This is a genomic window from Paenibacillus sp. 10L310 (genome assembly GCF_056395745.1).
In genome coordinates this window covers 33,889-50,174 of the sequence record NZ_JBFTKC010000001.1, presented here as the reverse complement: position 1 = coordinate 50,174, position 16,286 = coordinate 33,889, and the positions used below count along the sequence as shown (strand labels likewise).

Sequence of the window (16,286 nt, the reverse complement as noted above, 5' to 3'; positions counted from 1 at the left end):
CGATTAACGCTGGTCTGCTGTAAATACAATCCCGGCATCCTTACGTGCACTCATAAGTACACTCATTACAGACTGGCTGTGTTCGAGCAGTTCGAAACACCGTTTGTGATCACCACTTGCATGGATGTCCCTGAACGCTTCCCACTCATAGTACAGCCAATTCAATTTGGTCTGCGCATTATACGCCACAGCAGGCTCATTCCCGATCTGAAGCTTGATCTCCCGGCAACCGTTAGCTCCTCCTACAACCTGAAGATAACCTTTCTCGCCCTGAATAAGCACAAAGTTCATGCTGTTTGTGTCTTTGGCACCTACACATTCCGCAATAAACTCCGGATAGTGGAGAACCACTACACCTGACGTATCAATGCCGTTTGCATGCTTGTTCGCGGTATACGATACGGTATTCGGACTGCCAAACAGATTCATGACCAGATGCAGATTATAAATATTGATATCCATCAGCGCGCCACCAGAGAAATGTGGATTGAATACGTTCGGTGTTTCCCCTGCAAGCAGATCATTGTATTTGCGCGAGTATTGACTGTAGTTACACTGGATGAGTTTGATCGGACCAAGCTTTGGTAGTTGCTCCTGTATGACTTTAATATTGGGCAGATGAATGTTGGAGATGGCTTCAAACAGCAACAGATTCTTTTCTTTTGCAAGTGCAATCAGCGTTTCTGCTTCCTGAAGCGTGGACGTGAACGGTTTTTCGCAGACGACATGTTTGCCATGTTGAAGTGCCTGATAGGCCTGTTCGTAATGCATGCTGTTTGGTGAAGCAATATATACGAGATCTACATTTGTATCTGAAAATAGGGATTCCAGGTCCGTATAGATGGTATCGACCCCATACTTACCCGCAAGCTCCTGTGCTGTCTCTCTCTTCCGGGAGTACATCGCTGTACACGTAACATCTTCCAGCTCATTGATCGCAGACAAAATGGCATCCACAATGGACCCTGTACCAATCGTTGCTATATTCATCATATCGTTTCGCTCCTGTCGTTGGTTGTTTGTCAGTTGGCTCTCTTCGCTGCTCTGGTTGAGTGTAATGTTATCACGATCAAGTCAGGCGGAGTATGCTTTGGGACGGGATTGGCAGCATCATGCGCAATTCGATTTCAGGTTTGAATGACTATGAAATTCAATTTCATTCTCTTCTTTTTTTCATGTTTGAGAGCTAACATATCTTTCATAGTTTACCGATATAACATAAGGAATTAACGACATACATATAGAAGAACGAAGGGGACCGATGAACGAATGAAAACAGGGTATACATACGTACAACGCACCATCTGTACATTGCTGTTATTTACACTCATTGCAGCAGTGACATTGGGAGGTGGAACCGCAGCCGAGGCAGCTTCACTTAGCCAATCCACAGTGTATTATGAGTCCGACGGAGTTTTGTACAAAGTATCGGCGGATGGCAGCAATACAACAGAAGTATTAATTGATTTCCAAGGGGTGGACTTGCTCGCGGCAGGCTCTTATCTCTACTACACGCAGACTGCTTCTTCCACAACCTTGCTTCGGGTTCCGAATGACGGGTCCAGCGATGCGGCAGAGACATTTGCTACAGATGTACTCAGCTATTACACGGATAACGGATTCATCTATTATCTGGATGCTACAGGTACCATTTATCGTGCGAATGGCAATAGTGACGCTTCATCTGTCACCAAGATTGCTGACAAGGCTGATACCGACTTCCCATTCCTCCTGGTAACCAAAGGGCGCGCCTACTATAATGCGTTAGTTAATGGAAACACGTGGATCGTGTCCAAAACGTCCAACGGTGCTGGAGCTGTGCAGCGGATTGCCGCAGGCGCAGTGGAAGGACGTTATTTTACGAATCAAGCCAAAAACGAACTGCAACTGATGGTAAATACAGACCCCTACGAGGAGTTTTACTCCACCAATGCTGTTGTCATGTATAAGGTGAAATACAACACTGGCAAAGCAACCGCGGTTAATCCCAAAGCCAAACTGGATGTGAATGCTGTATATTCCGGTGGTTGGGGAAACAATCTTTACGTGTATAACAAAGGAATCGTTCTCGACAGCAATAAGGATTATAATTATGCCAAAGGCAAAGCGTTTGCGTTAACCACTTCAGCCAAAACACTTCAACTTCATAATAAGAGCGTTCGTGAAATAAGTGCCTTAGGTACAGACAAGGTTGTCCTTATTGATGCCGACAAAAAGGCTTATGCCAAAACGGTCTCGGGCAACAAAGTGACCAAGTCTGCCAACCTGAACCTGAACAATGTAACGTATGTTGCGAATCAATTGACCAATGGTACATCTACGGCTGCATACATCTCGGGCAACAATGGACTCTATTCGGTTAATACAGCCCTCAAGGTAACGAAACTTACCGGGGACGAATGGGATGCATTCCATATCAGAGATGATGTTGCGGGCCTCTTCTACATCAATGCCAAAGATCAATTTCGCTTGTATCACGTGCAAACGGGTGGAACAGGGAAAAAAGTTATGAGTGACGTTTTCCTCGACAATATTCTATTGGTGACACCGTACTAACATATCATGTTGATTCAGGCGTATAGCCCATTCAACGGACATGTCCATAACAAAAAGGATTACCATGTAGCCATAACGGCTCTTGGTAGTCCTTTTTTGGTTGTCGAAAACTATTTTTCAAAAATATCTTCCATATGAGAATGATAATTGTTATCATTAAGAAAATAAGACAAAAGGATGGTCCGTATGACTGAACAGTTTCCCTTCATTGCTGAAACCTCATCTCTACCGCTCCTCTCCTCCATGTGCCGTGTGCGTCGTGGGGAGAATTTCCGTGTGCAAGGCAAGACGGTGTCACGGCCCATGCTCTGTCTTATTTTGCAAGGAGACGGTGTTCTGGTCCTGAATGATACAGTCTATACGGCGCAAGCGGGCAGCTTGTTTGTACTGAAGCCAGGAACAACCATCGAGGCCGCTGTACGCTCGAACGTTACCGAATGTATATTGCTAAGCATGGATACGGTTTGTTTGCAGCAAGTGCGCGGTGAATGGAAAATGACCTCATCACCCGCCTTCCCGCTGGATTGGGAGACAGGCAGGTTGCTGGTTCGTCATGAGCAGCAGGCTGTATTACGTTTGGAACAACTGTATGAAACCTATCGCGGTCTTCAACCGGATCACTTTATCAGCATACATAGCCAGCTGCATGAGCTGTTGCAATTTCTCTCAGAGAACAGGCTAGAAGCCAATCATGAGAAAGTGGACCCTGCCTTGGAACGCAGCATTATGCATATGCGACGTTACATGAGTGAAGGAATCAGCATGGATCAGCTTGCCAAGATTGCTGGACTCACCCCCAGCTCTTATTCACGCAGTTTCAAGAAGGCAAAAGGCATGTCACCGACCGATTACCTGAATCGTTTACGTATAAACGAAGCAAAAAAACAGCTGACAGAGGAACCCTGTATCCTCAAAGACGTCGCGGTATCTGTCGGGTATGGTAATGAGTATTATTTTAGCCGCAAATTCAAACAAACCTTGGGGATTGCTCCCAGCGTATATATGAAAAGAGATCAACTTCGCGTAGCTACGGCATCCATTATGGGATTCCATGAGAACTTGGCCTCGCTTGGACTGCGCCCGGTAGCTGTGCTGGAAGGTGAAGGTGTGTTTGACCGAGAATCGGATGAATATGAACAAGAACGCCGATTAACCAGACAATTCGATCAACTTCGGCAGGCGAAGCCAGACTTGATCATCGGTGATTATTACCACAAGCCCTATTACGATCGCCTGAAAAGTATTGCACCCACCATCATCTTGGAGTCTACTGAGGACTGGAAAGAGAACCATATTCGCATAGCCGAACTGGTCGGACGTGAGAAACAAGCGTTGCTGAATTTCAAAGAACTTGAGTTTCGCAAGCTTGAAGCAAGCCTGAACCTGCAACCCTATTTCGGACAAAAACGGTTGGCTCTGATGGAGGTTACGAATCAGTCCATTCGCTTAAAAGGGACTGGCGAGCATCCATTAAATCACTTGTTGTATGCTGAATTGGGACTTCAGCCTGCTCAGCTTGTATCTCCCCAAAGTTCCAGAAATGAGTATGTAGCGGATAGTATTCCCGTGCTGGACACGGATTACCTGTTAATTCATCGTGCTTCGCTTCAACCTGCCAGTGAAAAGGTGTTCCGACGCATGAAACAAACGGCATCATGGAATCGATCTCCTGCTGTATTGTATGGTAACGTTCACGATATTTCGAACTGGCAACGGTTATGCTGGACCCCGGGTGGCCGGTTGCAGATTCTGAACGAACTGGAACAGATTACTCAGCAGTCTGTAGTCTTTCCTCAGGCAGGTCTGATCGGACATTAGATGTGAACATAGGTCGATACGATGGGCAAGATTATCTTTTACATCGTGTTCCTTCATTAATAATTCAGTAAGATATTGCACAGGCCAAAGGGCCCTCTCCTATAACGGAAAGGGCCCTTTGCATGTAATTATGAATGTTCCTTAATCTCTTCCTTCGGAACAAGCTTGTATATCTCTTCATTTTCCATGGTATCAATCAACCGATCCAACCATTTGTAATATGCTTCCGCTTGCAAAACTTTGTGTTTGTCTTCCATCAGGATGTGGATAAGTTCAGCATCCGCCTCTTCATCCAGAACTTCGACTAGTCGATTCAGTTCTTCAATTGATTTGCGTAGAATCTGAAGGTTACTCTCCACGGCTTTTCTCCATTTAATCGCAAAATAATCCGTAAACGTCTGATGCCAGTCATATTCCACTTCATATAGGTCTTTTCTGGAGCCCTTGCTCCACACTTTATTTACCATTTTCAAATCCAGCAGTGTTCGTACACCTGTACTCATACTCGTTTTGCTCATTTCCATTTCCCGTCCCATATCGTCAAGGGTCATTGGTTTGTCTGCAAAAAATAGCAATCCATATAAGTGTCCCGTCGACAGCGTAACGCCGTAAAGATCCATATTACGTCCAATGGCTTCAATGACGCGCTTACGAATCTTCAGCACGGTTGCCTGCTGTTCCTCTTGTAAATGGTCCAAGCCCATGCTTGCAACCTCCATTCTGAACATTCCACAGTCTTTGGCGAAATAATTGCAACACTTTAAAAGTCCTGCTTACATGGGAAAGCACTCAGCCGGACATCATATATGCCAGAGGGCTTTCATTCACCCAATGTATGAAAATGGGAACTTTACCAGGCTACAATTGCCTATGACTATCTTTTAACCAAAAAATTCAGCTTCAATTCAGCTCATTTTCTATTGTAGGAAAAGCAATGTCAAATGTAAAGCTACCTTATTAGCCAGAATAAGGAGAATGACGGAGCATATGGGAGGAAAACTTTGTACAGTTTTTACTGTACAAACATTATGTACTGTTTATTCGGTTGATATACTGGTTAAGTATTGTTAGACTTAAAAACGTTACCCAGAAAGACGGGAAGCGAAGCAACAATTACCGGATTTCGTGGCTGGGCGCATAAGTGTATGGGCTTATGGATGCTGAAAGCCGTTCGAAGTGCACAACACATCAGAAGGGGTGAAAACATGACCATACTTGAAGTGAAAAACGTAAGTAAATTGTTTGGACCCCAAACCGAGCAAGGTCTGCAATTACTGGAGCAAGGTTGGGGTAAAGAAAAGTTGGCCAAAGAAAAACAGATAACGGTTGGTGTCAACCGGGTCAACATGGACATTAAGGAAGGCGAGATTTTCGTTATTATGGGACTGTCCGGGAGTGGTAAATCCACACTGGTTCGGATGTTCAATCGTCTGATTGAACCAACATCCGGAGAAATTCTGGTCCATGGTAAGGATCTACGCAAGATGAACAAAGAACAATTGCGCGAAGTGCGCCGGAAAACGATTAGCATGGTCTTCCAGAAGTTTGCGTTGTTCCCGCACCGTACCGTTCTTGATAATGTGGAGTATGGATTGGAAATACAAAAAGTAGATAAGGAAGTACGCCGGGAGAAGGCAAAAACCTCACTTGAGCTGGTTGGCCTTAAGGGCTGGGAAGACAAAATGCCAGATGAACTCAGTGGCGGGATGCAGCAACGTGTCGGCTTGGCGCGTGCACTTGCCAATGACCCGGAAGTACTACTGATGGATGAAGCCTTCAGTGCACTTGATCCATTGATTCGCCGTGATATGCAAGATGAGTTGATCGAGCTTCAGGATAAAATGAAAAAGACCATCATTTTCATTACCCATGACTTGGACGAAGCGCTGCGCATCGGCGATCGTATTGCCCTCATGAAAGACGGCGCAGTTGTGCAGATCGGTACACCGGAAGAAATCATGATTCAACCGGCCAACTCATATGTGGCCCGCTTCGTCGAAGACGTGGATCTGTCCAAGGTCCTTACAGCATCTCACGTAATGCGTCGCCCTGAAACAATTACGCTTGATCGTGGTCCTCGTGTTGCCCTCGAATTAATGCGCGAACGTGGTATTTCCAACCTGTTTGTCATTGACCGTTCGATCAAACTGCTGGGTGTTATTACAGCTGAAGATGCAACCCGTGCTATGCGCGAAAACAAATTATTGAACGACATTCTGATCACGGACGGGCCGACGGTGTCGCCTGAAACCCTGATTCATGAATTGTTCGAGATTGTAAGTTCTGCCCATGTGCCGCTCGCTGTAGTTGGTGAGAATGGCCGTCTGCAAGGTGTTATCGTCCGCGGTGCCCTGCTGGGTGCACTTAGCGGTGAAGTTGCAGTAAAGGAGGAACTTGCGAATGATTCCCAAAATACCACTAGCATCGTGGATTGAATCCATCGTTGACTGGATGAGCTCCTCGCTCTCCGGATTGTTTAATGTAATCTCTATTGTTATTCAGGCAGTAGTTGGATTCTTCTCCGGGCTGTTCATGCTGCCCCATCCACTCCTGTTCATTGCCATATTGGGTGTTCTTGCGTTCCTCGTAGGACGACTCCCACTGACACTATTTACGGTTATCGGATTCTTGCTCGTAGATAACTTGGGATACTGGTCCCAATCGATGGACACACTCGGTCTGGTTATCACTTCAGGATTGGTTTCGATCCTGCTTGGTGTACCTGTCGGAATCTGGCTCGCATACAGTAAAACTGCGGCGCGTATCATTACACCGCTGCTTGACTTCATGCAGACGATGCCTGCATTTGTCTACTTGCTGCCTGCGGTCACATTCTTTAGTCTCGGTGTCGTTCCAGGTGTTATCGCTTCTGTTATATTTGCGATTCCGCCAACGATTCGTCTGACTCATCTGGGGATCAGACAGGTATCTAGTGAATTGGTTGAAGCAGCTGATGCATTCGGCTCAACTTCCATGCAAAAGTTGTTCAAAGTACAGCTTCCACTCGCTTTGCCTACCGTGATGTCCGGTATTAACCAGACCATCATGCTATCACTGTCCATGGTTGTTATTGCATCCATGATTGGTGCACAAGGTATTGGTGCGGAAGTCTATCGTGCTGTAACACAGCTTCAAATCGGTAAAGGTTTCGAAGCCGGTCTGGCCGTTGTTGTACTCGCGATTGTTCTGGACCGTTTTACACAAAATGTATTTATGCCAGGTCGCAAAAAAACCTCACGCATTACAGCCAAGCAAAAAGCATGGATCACTGCTGCAGCAACATTCCTTGTGCTTGTAGCTGGTTTCTCACAATACTTCGTTGGTGGCACAACTTCGGCTGGTGGCAACAATTCAGCAGCCAATGCTGTAGGTCAAGAAGTAAACTATCAGATTATCGGTATCGATCCAGGGGCTGGTATCATGAAGTCTGCTGCAAAAGCGATCGAAGACTATAAATTAACTGACTGGACTCTGATTGAAGGCTCTGGTGCAGCCATGACAGCCACGCTGGACAAAGCGATCAAAAATGAAGATCCAATCATTATTACAGGTTGGACTCCGCACTGGATGTTCAACAAATATGATCTGAAATATCTGGAAGATCCAGAAAAATCTTTCGGTGATGCTGAAGAAATTCACACCATCGCCCGTAAAGGTCTGAAAGAAGATCACCCTGTTGCGTTTGAATTCCTGTCCCGTTTCCAATGGACATCGGATGAAATGGGTGAAATGATGACTGCTATCCAAGATGGCACATCTGCAGAAGAAGCAGCTAAAGCTTATGCTGAGAAACATGCCGATCAGATTGCTGAGTGGACCAAAGGTCTGACTCCAGTGAACGGTGATGCATTCAAACTCAGCTATGTGGCTTGGGATTCCGAAATCGCAAGTACGAACTTGCTAAAATATGTGATGGAAAACAAATTGGGTTATAAAGTTAACGCTCTGCAAGTCGAAGCCGGACCAATGTGGACGGGTGTTGCCTCAGGCGACGTAGATGCCTCTCCAGCAGCTTGGCTGCCATTGACACACGCAGACTACTGGGAACGTTACAAAGACCAGGTGGACGATCTGGGGGCTAATATGACAGGTGTACGTACAGGCCTCGTGGTTCCTAAGTACATGACTGAAGTAAACTCTATTGCAGATCTGGAGACAGGTGCCGCTTCTTCCACTCCATCGGCAAGTGCTAATGTGGGCGAAGAGGTTAATCACCAAATCGTTGGTATTGACCCGGGTGCAGGTCTGATGAAGGCCACAGCAAACGCCATTAAACATTATGAATTGTCTAACTGGAATCTGATTGAAGGCTCCGGAGCAGCAATGACTGCATCGTTGGACAAAGCTTATAAAAATGAAGAACCCATCATCGTTACGGGTTGGACTCCACACTGGATGTTCAATCAGTATGATCTGAAGTATTTGGATGATCCCGACTTAATTTTCGGCGATGCAGAGGAAGTTCACACGGTTGGACGTAAGGGAATCAAGGAAGATCATCCCGTTGCCTATGAGTTCTTCTCTCGTTTTAATTGGACTGCAGATCAAATGAGTGAAATCATGGTAGACATTCAAAAGGGCGTTTCGCCTGAAAAAGCTGCCAAGACTTATGCGGAAAAACATCCGGACCAAATTGAAGAATGGACCAAGGGGTTAACCCCGGTTAAAGGTGACAATTTACGTCTCGGTTATGTTGCATGGGACTCTGAAATTGCGAGTACCAACCTGATGAAGTATGTGCTTGAGACGGATCTGGGTTACACAGTCAAAGCACTGCAAGTCGAAGCTGGCCCCATGTGGGCAGGCTTGGCAGCAGGTGATATCGATGCTTCTCCAGCCGTATGGCTCCCGCTCACACATGGGGACTACTGGAAGACATATGGAGACAAGATTGAAGATATCGCTGTCAGCATGACAGGAGTTAAACAAGGTCTGGTTGTTCCAACGTACATGGAGATCAACTCTGTTGAAGACTTAAAAGATAATTAAACCAGATTGAGATGGATAAACCTGAATTTGGTAAAAGACCACCGAAATTTTTCGGTGGTCTTTTTGTTATGGCTATGTTTTTTTCAGGCATGCTATTTGATTTGATATTCTATCCTGGTCTTACTGCATACTGCTGTTTTAAGCATTCAAACGCTTTTTCCATTTGACTCTTCTCACATATCCTCTTACTTTGCCTTAAATCATAAACATCGTATGTAGATGATACTTAGTGAGTTCGTTTATTTCCCAATAACTATCCGATCAGTAACAGTAGTACACCAATGACAATCATGACGACACCTAGAATACCATATACCACCCTTGCACCCTGCCGTCCAATAGTCTTTACAAAAATTCCTGCTCTAAAGCTCTTCATAAACCAATCCCAATTGTTGATACCACCGAGCAAACTAAAAATTCCTGCCGCTATGGCAAATAGTGCGATTAAAACGGGTTGATCTTGCATTTCGTCAACACTCCTTCAATATAATCCTGTCTACTATACCTTCACTTGGTGAAAATTAACAGGCATTAATTAGAAAAAAAACAGCTTGCAGATGGGAGGCTGCAAGCTGTTTTAGGGAGCTAAACATATTATATTCATTTGCCCATAGAGAACTAATTTCTACAATACCCGCTGATTTTCGCGAAATCTTTCTAAGCTATATCTTGTCTGGAGAATGAGTACATTCTGCAATTATTCGTAGGTTTTGCCGATTGTTAGCGCGTAGGAGGTTTTTTTACATAAATCGTCATCTCGACTTTAGGCCTATCCGTGGTATATAAAATCGAACTACTGACACATGTTAATTAAATATCTTTTATTTTGACATACAATCCCTCATTCTTTTAAGCCATACTTTTGTTACTTGGCCTATGATCAGACATAACCTGTTAATGTTCATCATGTTATCAATGTTGCAATCATTTGTTCAATCAGGTTGTACATTAAGAAAAATCCGTCTTAGGTCTCAGAGGATATCATAAAATTACAACAATGCGACGATCATTGATGAACGCCGCATCTGGTTGTAATGTGAGATTAGCCTACAATTATTTCTTCACCGTACTATTATATTGCGCAATCTTGTCTGTAATTTGTTTAGCTGCTACATCCAATGCTTCCTGTGGTGTACCTTGTCCATTCAGGACCGTTTCAATCGCTCCTTCGACAAGTTGTCTGGCTTCCGGGAATACACCCATTAATGCCCCGGATGTTGCTGTCGAATCGGCGGAAGCGTGCAATTGATCGACTGCTGTCTGGAATTGCGGGTACTTCGCCATATTATCCTTTAATACTTGCTCATTGTAGGCTGCTGTCGTAATAGGGAAGTATCCTGTCGCAACACTCCAGTTCGCTTGTACCTCTGGTGTAGCCAAGTACTTGATGAATTCCCATGCCGCTTGTTGTTGTGCTTCGGATTTGTTGTTCATGATGTACAAGCTCGCTCCACCCACTACAACGCCGCCTTCTTTGGCATCCGCTGGACGAGGCAGGAAGCCTGTTCCCAGTTCAAACTTGCCACCTGAACCTTCTACAATTTTACGCAGGCCAGCTGTGGAATCAAGAGTCATACCGATTTGCTGAGCGGTAAATGCTGCTGTTGTATCGTCTGTGCTACGTCCCAGATTGGAGAGGGTCTTCTCATCAATCATCTTTTTCCACCACGTTAAAGTCTTCACTCCAGCTTCGGAGTTCAGCAGAGACTCTGTAGCTGCTTCATTTCTTCCGTTTCCATTGTTTACATAATCTGCATTCTGGTTTGCAAAGAACTGTTCCATAAACCAGCCGTAGATCGCCATGGATGCACCTGGCTTACCGTCTTTCGCCAGTGCTTTTGCTGCTTGCTCAAACTCTTCATACGTCTTCGGCGGGTTCTCCGGGTCCAGACCTGCTGCTTTGAACATATCCTTGTTGTAATACAGGATCGGGTTGGATGTGTTAAACGGCATGGCGTTCAATTTGCCATCGATGGTGTAGTATCGGATGATGTTTGGCTCCAGTTGGGACAGGTCGAACTGATCCTTGTCGATGAACTGTTGTACTGGCGTAATCATGCCCGAATCGATCATGAACTTGCTACCAATCTCATAGACTTGGATAATGTCTGGACCGCTGTCTGAGCCCATGGATGCTTTGAGTTTGTTCAGACTTTCATCGTACTTCCCTTGATAGATGGGTTTCACCTGAATGTCGGGATGGCTAGCGTTAAAATCGAAAGCGAGTTGGTTAATGGCTTTCTCCCCAGCGCCAGACATGGAATGCCACCACGTCAATTGTGTTGTTTCAGCTGCGGCCGCTTCTGCTTGTGCTCCACTTGCCGGGCTGCTTGTTTCAGCTTTTGTTCCGCAAGCGGAAATGACAAACATGAGTGCAGCCAGCATTAATGCGAATGTTCCTCTTTTTTTCAAACGAAATCGCTCTCCTTTTATATGGCTCGCGTACAATAAAATCTTGGGGATGACGCGGTGTGGCCGTTACGGTTACGAATCGTTCTTTTGATCGCTGTTATTCCCGGATTTTTCTCATTCCCCCTCTCAAAGGGGAAAATCCGGGGATAAAGGCGAACGCTTTGCTTCTTCAGAATCGATTTCGTCCCCTCCACTACTACCGTCGTTCATTTCAACATTTTATTTGAAGCACGAGCCTCATTTTATTCGCTCCTGGTATCCAAACCGTGGACCTTGTAAGAAGATACAAGGTTTAATTCAAAACCTCTAAATTAAAATCTTTAGATCAAAACCTTCAGAGCTTCCACTTCAATTAAATAGTTGTAAAACTTTCTCTCCCTACCCCTTTAGCGCGCCTGCGGCCATTCCGCGGACAAGCTGTTTCAACCCGAAAATCAATAGCAGTAAGGATGGTAGAATGACCATGGCTGTTCCGGCAAATACAAGATTCCACGCTGTGGATTCCTGGAACTCCAGCATCGAGATTCCGATCTGTGCGGTTCTCATTTCCGGTGTGTTTGTCACCAGCAGCGGCCAGAGATACGAATTGTACATGCTTAAGAATGAATAGATTGCCAGTGTTCCAAGTGCCGGACGGGACAAAGGCAAGACATGCGATATGAAATAGCGAATATGACCACAACCGTCGATCTTCGCCGCCTCGAACAATTCCTTGGGTAGCTGCATGAAGAACTGTCTTAGCAGGAATGTACCAAACGCCGTTGCCAGAAACGGCACGGTAAGCCCCTGGTAACTATCTAGCCAGCCCCAACTGCGAACCGTTAGGTAGTTGGGGATCATCGTCACTTCCCATGGAATCATCATCGTTGCGACAAACATGCTGAAGATGACGTTTTTGCCTTTGAACTGCATTTTCGCAAAAGCATAGGCTGCCATACTCGCTGTAATCAATTGACCAAGCGTTGTCAGTCCTGCGACAAGAAAGGTATTGCCGATAAATCGACCGATCGGAACAATATCAAATACTTCGCTAAAGTTGGACAGATCGATTGAATTTGGAATGATATGCGGCGGATAAGCACTCGCATCTTCCGGCGTCATCACGGCCATGAAAAAGGTGTACATCACCGGATACAGCACAAGCGCTGCACAGATCGTCAGTAATACATACAACAGCGTTTTGGTCCATGTCGCACTCATTGGTAATGCACTTTCCTTTCTACCCATTTGAACTGGATCAGGGTCAGCAACATAATCACCACGAACAGGATCAGTGCCTGTGCACTACCTGTACCAAAGCGGAAATTAACGAAGGCTTCCTGATAGATGGAATATACAAAAACATTTGTACTGTCCATCGGACCACCCCGGGTTAGAATGTTGATCTGACCGAACGATTGAAAAGCACCAATGATTGATACAACCGTGACAAAGAACAACGTTGGTGACAGTAGCGGCATCGAAATTTTGCGAAACGTCAGCAATGGTCCTGCACCGTCAATCTTGGCGCTCTCGTAGATCTCATCCGGGATGCCCGCCAAACCACTGGATAGAATAATGTAGTTGAATCCAAGGTTCATCCAAATTGTCATGATGGAAATTGAGATCAATGCCCAATCCGGGCTGGTGAGCCAGGGAATTGGATCCATACCTACTTTGCCAAGCAGATAATTCAGCATGCCAAGGGTCGGGTGGAATAGAAACTTCCAGATCACCGCTGACGAACCGACGGATAACACCACGGGCAGAGAGAATACAAATTGGAACACACGCATTCCCTTGAACCGGTTGTGGGTCAGTGCAGCCAGAATCAGAGCAGCCAGCATGCCCGTAGGCACTGTAAACAGTACAAATAGTAATGTCACTTTCATCCCTTGCATAAACAGTCCTGATTGGAACACGGCCTTGAAGTTATCCAGTCCTACATAAGCCGCAATCTGCCCCGTCGGATCTGTGGAATGCAGACTCAGGTACACGGACTTAAACATCGGGTAAAACAGAAACACTGCAAACAAAAGCAGCGATGGTGCCAGGAAACCATAGGCCAGCAGATTCTCCCGCATTCGCTGCACACGCAGCGAGGCTGTCCGGCGCTCACTCGTACCGGATACGCGCCGTTTGGCGGCGGGCAAGCTGATCCGGTTATCAAGCTCACTCATCGGATTTTCTTCCCCCTTGTTTCACGCATTCAGTGTGTCTGAAATGTTAGATCAACTTCAGCACCACGTTATCTAGTGTAAGAGTCGAATGTCACAGCAAAATTCATTCTGAATCAACGTAACGTTAATCATGGACAAGGGACTTTACGGAAATGTGCATCCATTCGAAAGCGGTATCCAAACCGGATTTCATGACAAAAAACCGCAAGAACTCCCCTGTTTGGAGATGTCCCTGCGGTTTGATGTGTAAATGGAATATGAACGTTTGCTTATTAATAAAAGCGACTCATTTTACAATAATCTGTAAATCTTCCAAACGAGGTAAAGCGATTAACCGTTCGAGTTAACGATTAAGATGATATGGCACCGTGGTGACAATCACGTCTTTGTAATTGATCAGATAGGCTCGGATCATGAAGCTGGTCTGGTTGTGCAGTACATTTTGCCACCAGTGCTTGGTGATGAATTGCGGGATTAATATAGTGATGTGATCGGTCTCGGCCGTTTTCCACTCTACAGTATCAATGAATTTCTTCAGCGGCCCCATAATGCTACGGTATCTCGATTTGATTACAACCAGACGAACGCCTGGATTCCACTCTTCCCACTTCTGCTCCATCTTGCGTATCGCCTCATCATCAAATCCAATGTACAGCGCGACGACGTGATCCGACATCGTCTGGGCGTAACTGATCGTATTCATAACGACCCGGGTAATGCCCGCAACAGGAATGACTATCGTATTGCCTTTTTTGGCTGGCTTATCAACCTGAATATCAATCCGTAGCTCATCTGCAATGTTGCAATAGTGACGGTGAATACGCATGAACACATACACAACGAACGGCAAAAAGATAAAGATGACCCATGTCTGCGTGAACTTGGTGAAAATAAAAATCAGGGTAATCGATAGTGTAGTCAGCATACCGACGGTATTGACCAGCAACTTCATCTGCCAGCCAGACGGCTTGACTTTGATCCAGCGAATCATCATACCGAGCTGTGACAGGGTAAATGGAATGAACACCCCAACCGCATAGAGCGGAATCAGGCTTTCCGTATTCCCTTTGAACCCGACCACCAGCAGCGCAGACATCACACTGAGGAAAATGATCCCGTTTGAGAAACCAAGGCGGTCTCCTCTGACCATAAATGCATGCGGCATGTATTTATCCTTTGCCATCATGAAGGATAACAGCGGAAAAGCCGAATAAGCTGTGTTGGCTGCGAGGAACAGGATCAGTGCCGTTACACCCTGGATGATAAAATACATCGTGCCCCTGCCAAACGTCGCTTCAGCAATCTGGGAGATGACCGTTGCTTTGGGATCAGGCTTCACTCCGTACCCATAAGCCAGTAAGGTGATACCGATGAACATGGCTCCCAAAATACAACCCATGAGCAGTAATGTACCCGCGGCATTTTTCTCAGCAGGCTGCTTGAAGTTTGGGATCGCGTTACTTACCGCTTCCACGCCAGTCAAGGCCGAACAACCGGAGCTAAATGCTTTTAATAACAGAAACATACTCACATGGGATAGACTAGTTCCGAATTCTGGTGCAGCTGCTTCCATCCCCCCGGCAAGAAATTTGATTCCACCCGAGATAATCAGAACCGCAATCGAAAAGATAAATAGATAAATGGGGATCGCCAGCACAGACGCTGACTCCGTCACTCCCCGCAAATTCATAATGGTTAGAAAAACAATCATAATCAGAGCAATCACAACACTGTAGTCATGCAGCATAGGAAAAGCCGACGTAATCGCATCCGTCCCTGCCGACGAACTTACCGCAACGGTCAAAATATAATCGACCAGCAGAGATCCTCCGGCAATCAGACTGGATGTTGTACCCAGGTTATCCTTGGCTACGATATAAGCGCCGCCTCCTGTTGGATAAGCAAATATCGTCTGGCGATAGGAAAAAATTAAAATGACGAGTAATCCCAGCACGGCGATGGAAATCGGAACAGAATACCACAGGGCGGCGAATCCGGCCGCAACGAGCACCAGCAAGATCTGTTCCGTACCGTAGGCAACGGACGATAGGGCATCCGAGGACAGGATGGCGAGTGCCTTCCATTTCCCCAATTTTTCTCCATCCAGTTCAGCCGATTTCATTGGCTTGCCTATTAAGATTCTCTTCATTTTGCCAAGCATGATCATAACTTCCTTCCGTCTCTCATCTGTGAAGCATTGTTATTATGCAAAATCGCAGAGCCGTTGACAATACGTCATTTCACCCGAATTTCGCCAGCGCGTGATAATGCATTCTACGATTCAATAATCGATAACAAAGCCATTCTTGTTCAGCAATTTGAACTTTTTTGAACCAAAATGACGATTGTTCG

11 protein-coding genes are annotated in these 16,286 nt (G+C 45.7%); 4 read left to right on the top strand and 7 right to left on the bottom strand.

Annotated features, from left to right (window positions below):
- Positions 1-3: 3 nt before the first annotated feature.
- Positions 4-990: a Gfo/Idh/MocA family protein gene (locus tag AC1DE7_RS00215; RefSeq protein ID WP_477533881.1), complete on the bottom strand. Its 987-nt coding sequence runs from the start codon at positions 988-990 to the stop codon at positions 4-6.
- Positions 991-1,269: 279 nt separating this feature from the next.
- On the opposite strand from AC1DE7_RS00215, the gene AC1DE7_RS00210 reads away from it, so the two are divergent.
- Positions 1,270-2,556, top strand: a complete 1,287-nt coding sequence (locus tag AC1DE7_RS00210) for a DUF5050 domain-containing protein (RefSeq protein WP_477533514.1) — start codon at positions 1,270-1,272, stop codon at positions 2,554-2,556.
- A 186-nt stretch (positions 2,557-2,742) separates the two neighbouring features.
- Complete coding sequence (locus AC1DE7_RS00205; protein WP_339189125.1) at positions 2,743-4,374, top strand: helix-turn-helix domain-containing protein; 1,632 nt, start codon at positions 2,743-2,745, stop codon at positions 4,372-4,374.
- A 128-nt stretch (positions 4,375-4,502) separates the two neighbouring features.
- Here the strand turns inward: AC1DE7_RS00205 and AC1DE7_RS00200 are convergent, their stop codons facing one another.
- Positions 4,503-5,078, bottom strand: coding sequence for a GbsR/MarR family transcriptional regulator (locus AC1DE7_RS00200; protein WP_282319080.1), 576 nt, complete (start codon positions 5,076-5,078; stop codon positions 4,503-4,505).
- Positions 5,079-5,579: 501 nt separating this feature from the next.
- Here AC1DE7_RS00200 and AC1DE7_RS00195 point away from each other — a divergent pair.
- Positions 5,580-6,809, top strand: a complete 1,230-nt coding sequence (locus tag AC1DE7_RS00195) for a quaternary amine ABC transporter ATP-binding protein (RefSeq protein ID WP_074093962.1) — start codon at positions 5,580-5,582, stop codon at positions 6,807-6,809.
- Complete coding sequence (locus AC1DE7_RS00190; RefSeq protein ID WP_477533513.1) at positions 6,775-9,363, top strand: glycine betaine ABC transporter substrate-binding protein; 2,589 nt, start codon at positions 6,775-6,777, stop codon at positions 9,361-9,363. The genes AC1DE7_RS00195 and AC1DE7_RS00190 overlap by 35 nt, the downstream gene beginning before the upstream one ends.
- Before the next feature lie 253 nt (positions 9,364-9,616).
- On the opposite strand, the gene AC1DE7_RS00185 is transcribed toward AC1DE7_RS00190, so the two are convergent.
- The 5 genes from AC1DE7_RS00185 to AC1DE7_RS00165 all read right to left on the bottom strand — a co-directional run bounded on the left by AC1DE7_RS00185 (position 9,617) and on the right by AC1DE7_RS00165 (position 16,095).
- Positions 9,617-9,829, bottom strand: a complete 213-nt coding sequence (locus AC1DE7_RS00185; RefSeq protein WP_047842001.1) for an immunity 17 family protein — start codon at positions 9,827-9,829, stop codon at positions 9,617-9,619.
- A gap of 587 nt (positions 9,830-10,416) precedes the next feature.
- The gene (locus AC1DE7_RS00180; RefSeq protein WP_477533512.1) at positions 10,417-11,775 is read right to left on the bottom strand and encodes an ABC transporter substrate-binding protein; all 1,359 of its coding nucleotides are present in this window, start codon (positions 11,773-11,775) and stop codon (positions 10,417-10,419) included.
- Positions 11,776-12,153: 378 nt separating this feature from the next.
- Entirely contained in the window at positions 12,154-12,975 is an 822-nt protein-coding gene (locus tag AC1DE7_RS00175; RefSeq protein ID WP_336759487.1) for a carbohydrate ABC transporter permease, read from the bottom strand.
- On the bottom strand, positions 12,972-13,934 hold the full coding sequence (locus AC1DE7_RS00170) for a carbohydrate ABC transporter permease (RefSeq protein ID WP_076327280.1): 963 nt from the start codon (positions 13,932-13,934) through the stop codon (positions 12,972-12,974). The genes AC1DE7_RS00175 and AC1DE7_RS00170 overlap by 4 nt, the downstream gene beginning before the upstream one ends.
- Positions 13,935-14,277: 343 nt before the next feature.
- On the bottom strand, positions 14,278-16,095 hold the full coding sequence (locus AC1DE7_RS00165) for an APC family permease (RefSeq protein WP_282319086.1): 1,818 nt from the start codon (positions 16,093-16,095) through the stop codon (positions 14,278-14,280).
- Between the last annotated feature and the right edge of the window lie 191 nt (positions 16,096-16,286).

Excerpts from the sequence above, each read along its gene's own strand:
- AC1DE7_RS00215 (WP_477533881.1), bottom strand. The coding sequence starts at position 990 with ATGAATATAGCAACGATTGGTACAGGGTCCATTGTGGATGCCATTTTG.
- AC1DE7_RS00210 (WP_477533514.1), top strand. The coding sequence starts at position 1,270 with ATGAAAACAGGGTATACATACGTACAACGCACCATCTGTACATTGCTG.
- AC1DE7_RS00205 (WP_339189125.1), top strand. The coding sequence starts at position 2,743 with ATGACTGAACAGTTTCCCTTCATTGCTGAAACCTCATCTCTACCGCTC.
- AC1DE7_RS00200 (WP_282319080.1), bottom strand. The coding sequence starts at position 5,078 with ATGGGCTTGGACCATTTACAAGAGGAACAGCAGGCAACCGTGCTGAAG.
- AC1DE7_RS00195 (WP_074093962.1), top strand. The coding sequence starts at position 5,580 with ATGACCATACTTGAAGTGAAAAACGTAAGTAAATTGTTTGGACCCCAA.
- AC1DE7_RS00190 (WP_477533513.1), top strand. The coding sequence starts at position 6,775 with ATGATTCCCAAAATACCACTAGCATCGTGGATTGAATCCATCGTTGAC.
- AC1DE7_RS00185 (WP_047842001.1), bottom strand. The coding sequence starts at position 9,829 with ATGCAAGATCAACCCGTTTTAATCGCACTATTTGCCATAGCGGCAGGA.
- AC1DE7_RS00175 (WP_336759487.1), bottom strand. The coding sequence starts at position 12,975 with ATGAGTGCGACATGGACCAAAACGCTGTTGTATGTATTACTGACGATC.
- AC1DE7_RS00170 (WP_076327280.1), bottom strand. The coding sequence starts at position 13,934 with ATGAGTGAGCTTGATAACCGGATCAGCTTGCCCGCCGCCAAACGGCGC.
- AC1DE7_RS00165 (WP_282319086.1), bottom strand. The coding sequence starts at position 16,095 with ATGCTTGGCAAAATGAAGAGAATCTTAATAGGCAAGCCAATGAAATCG.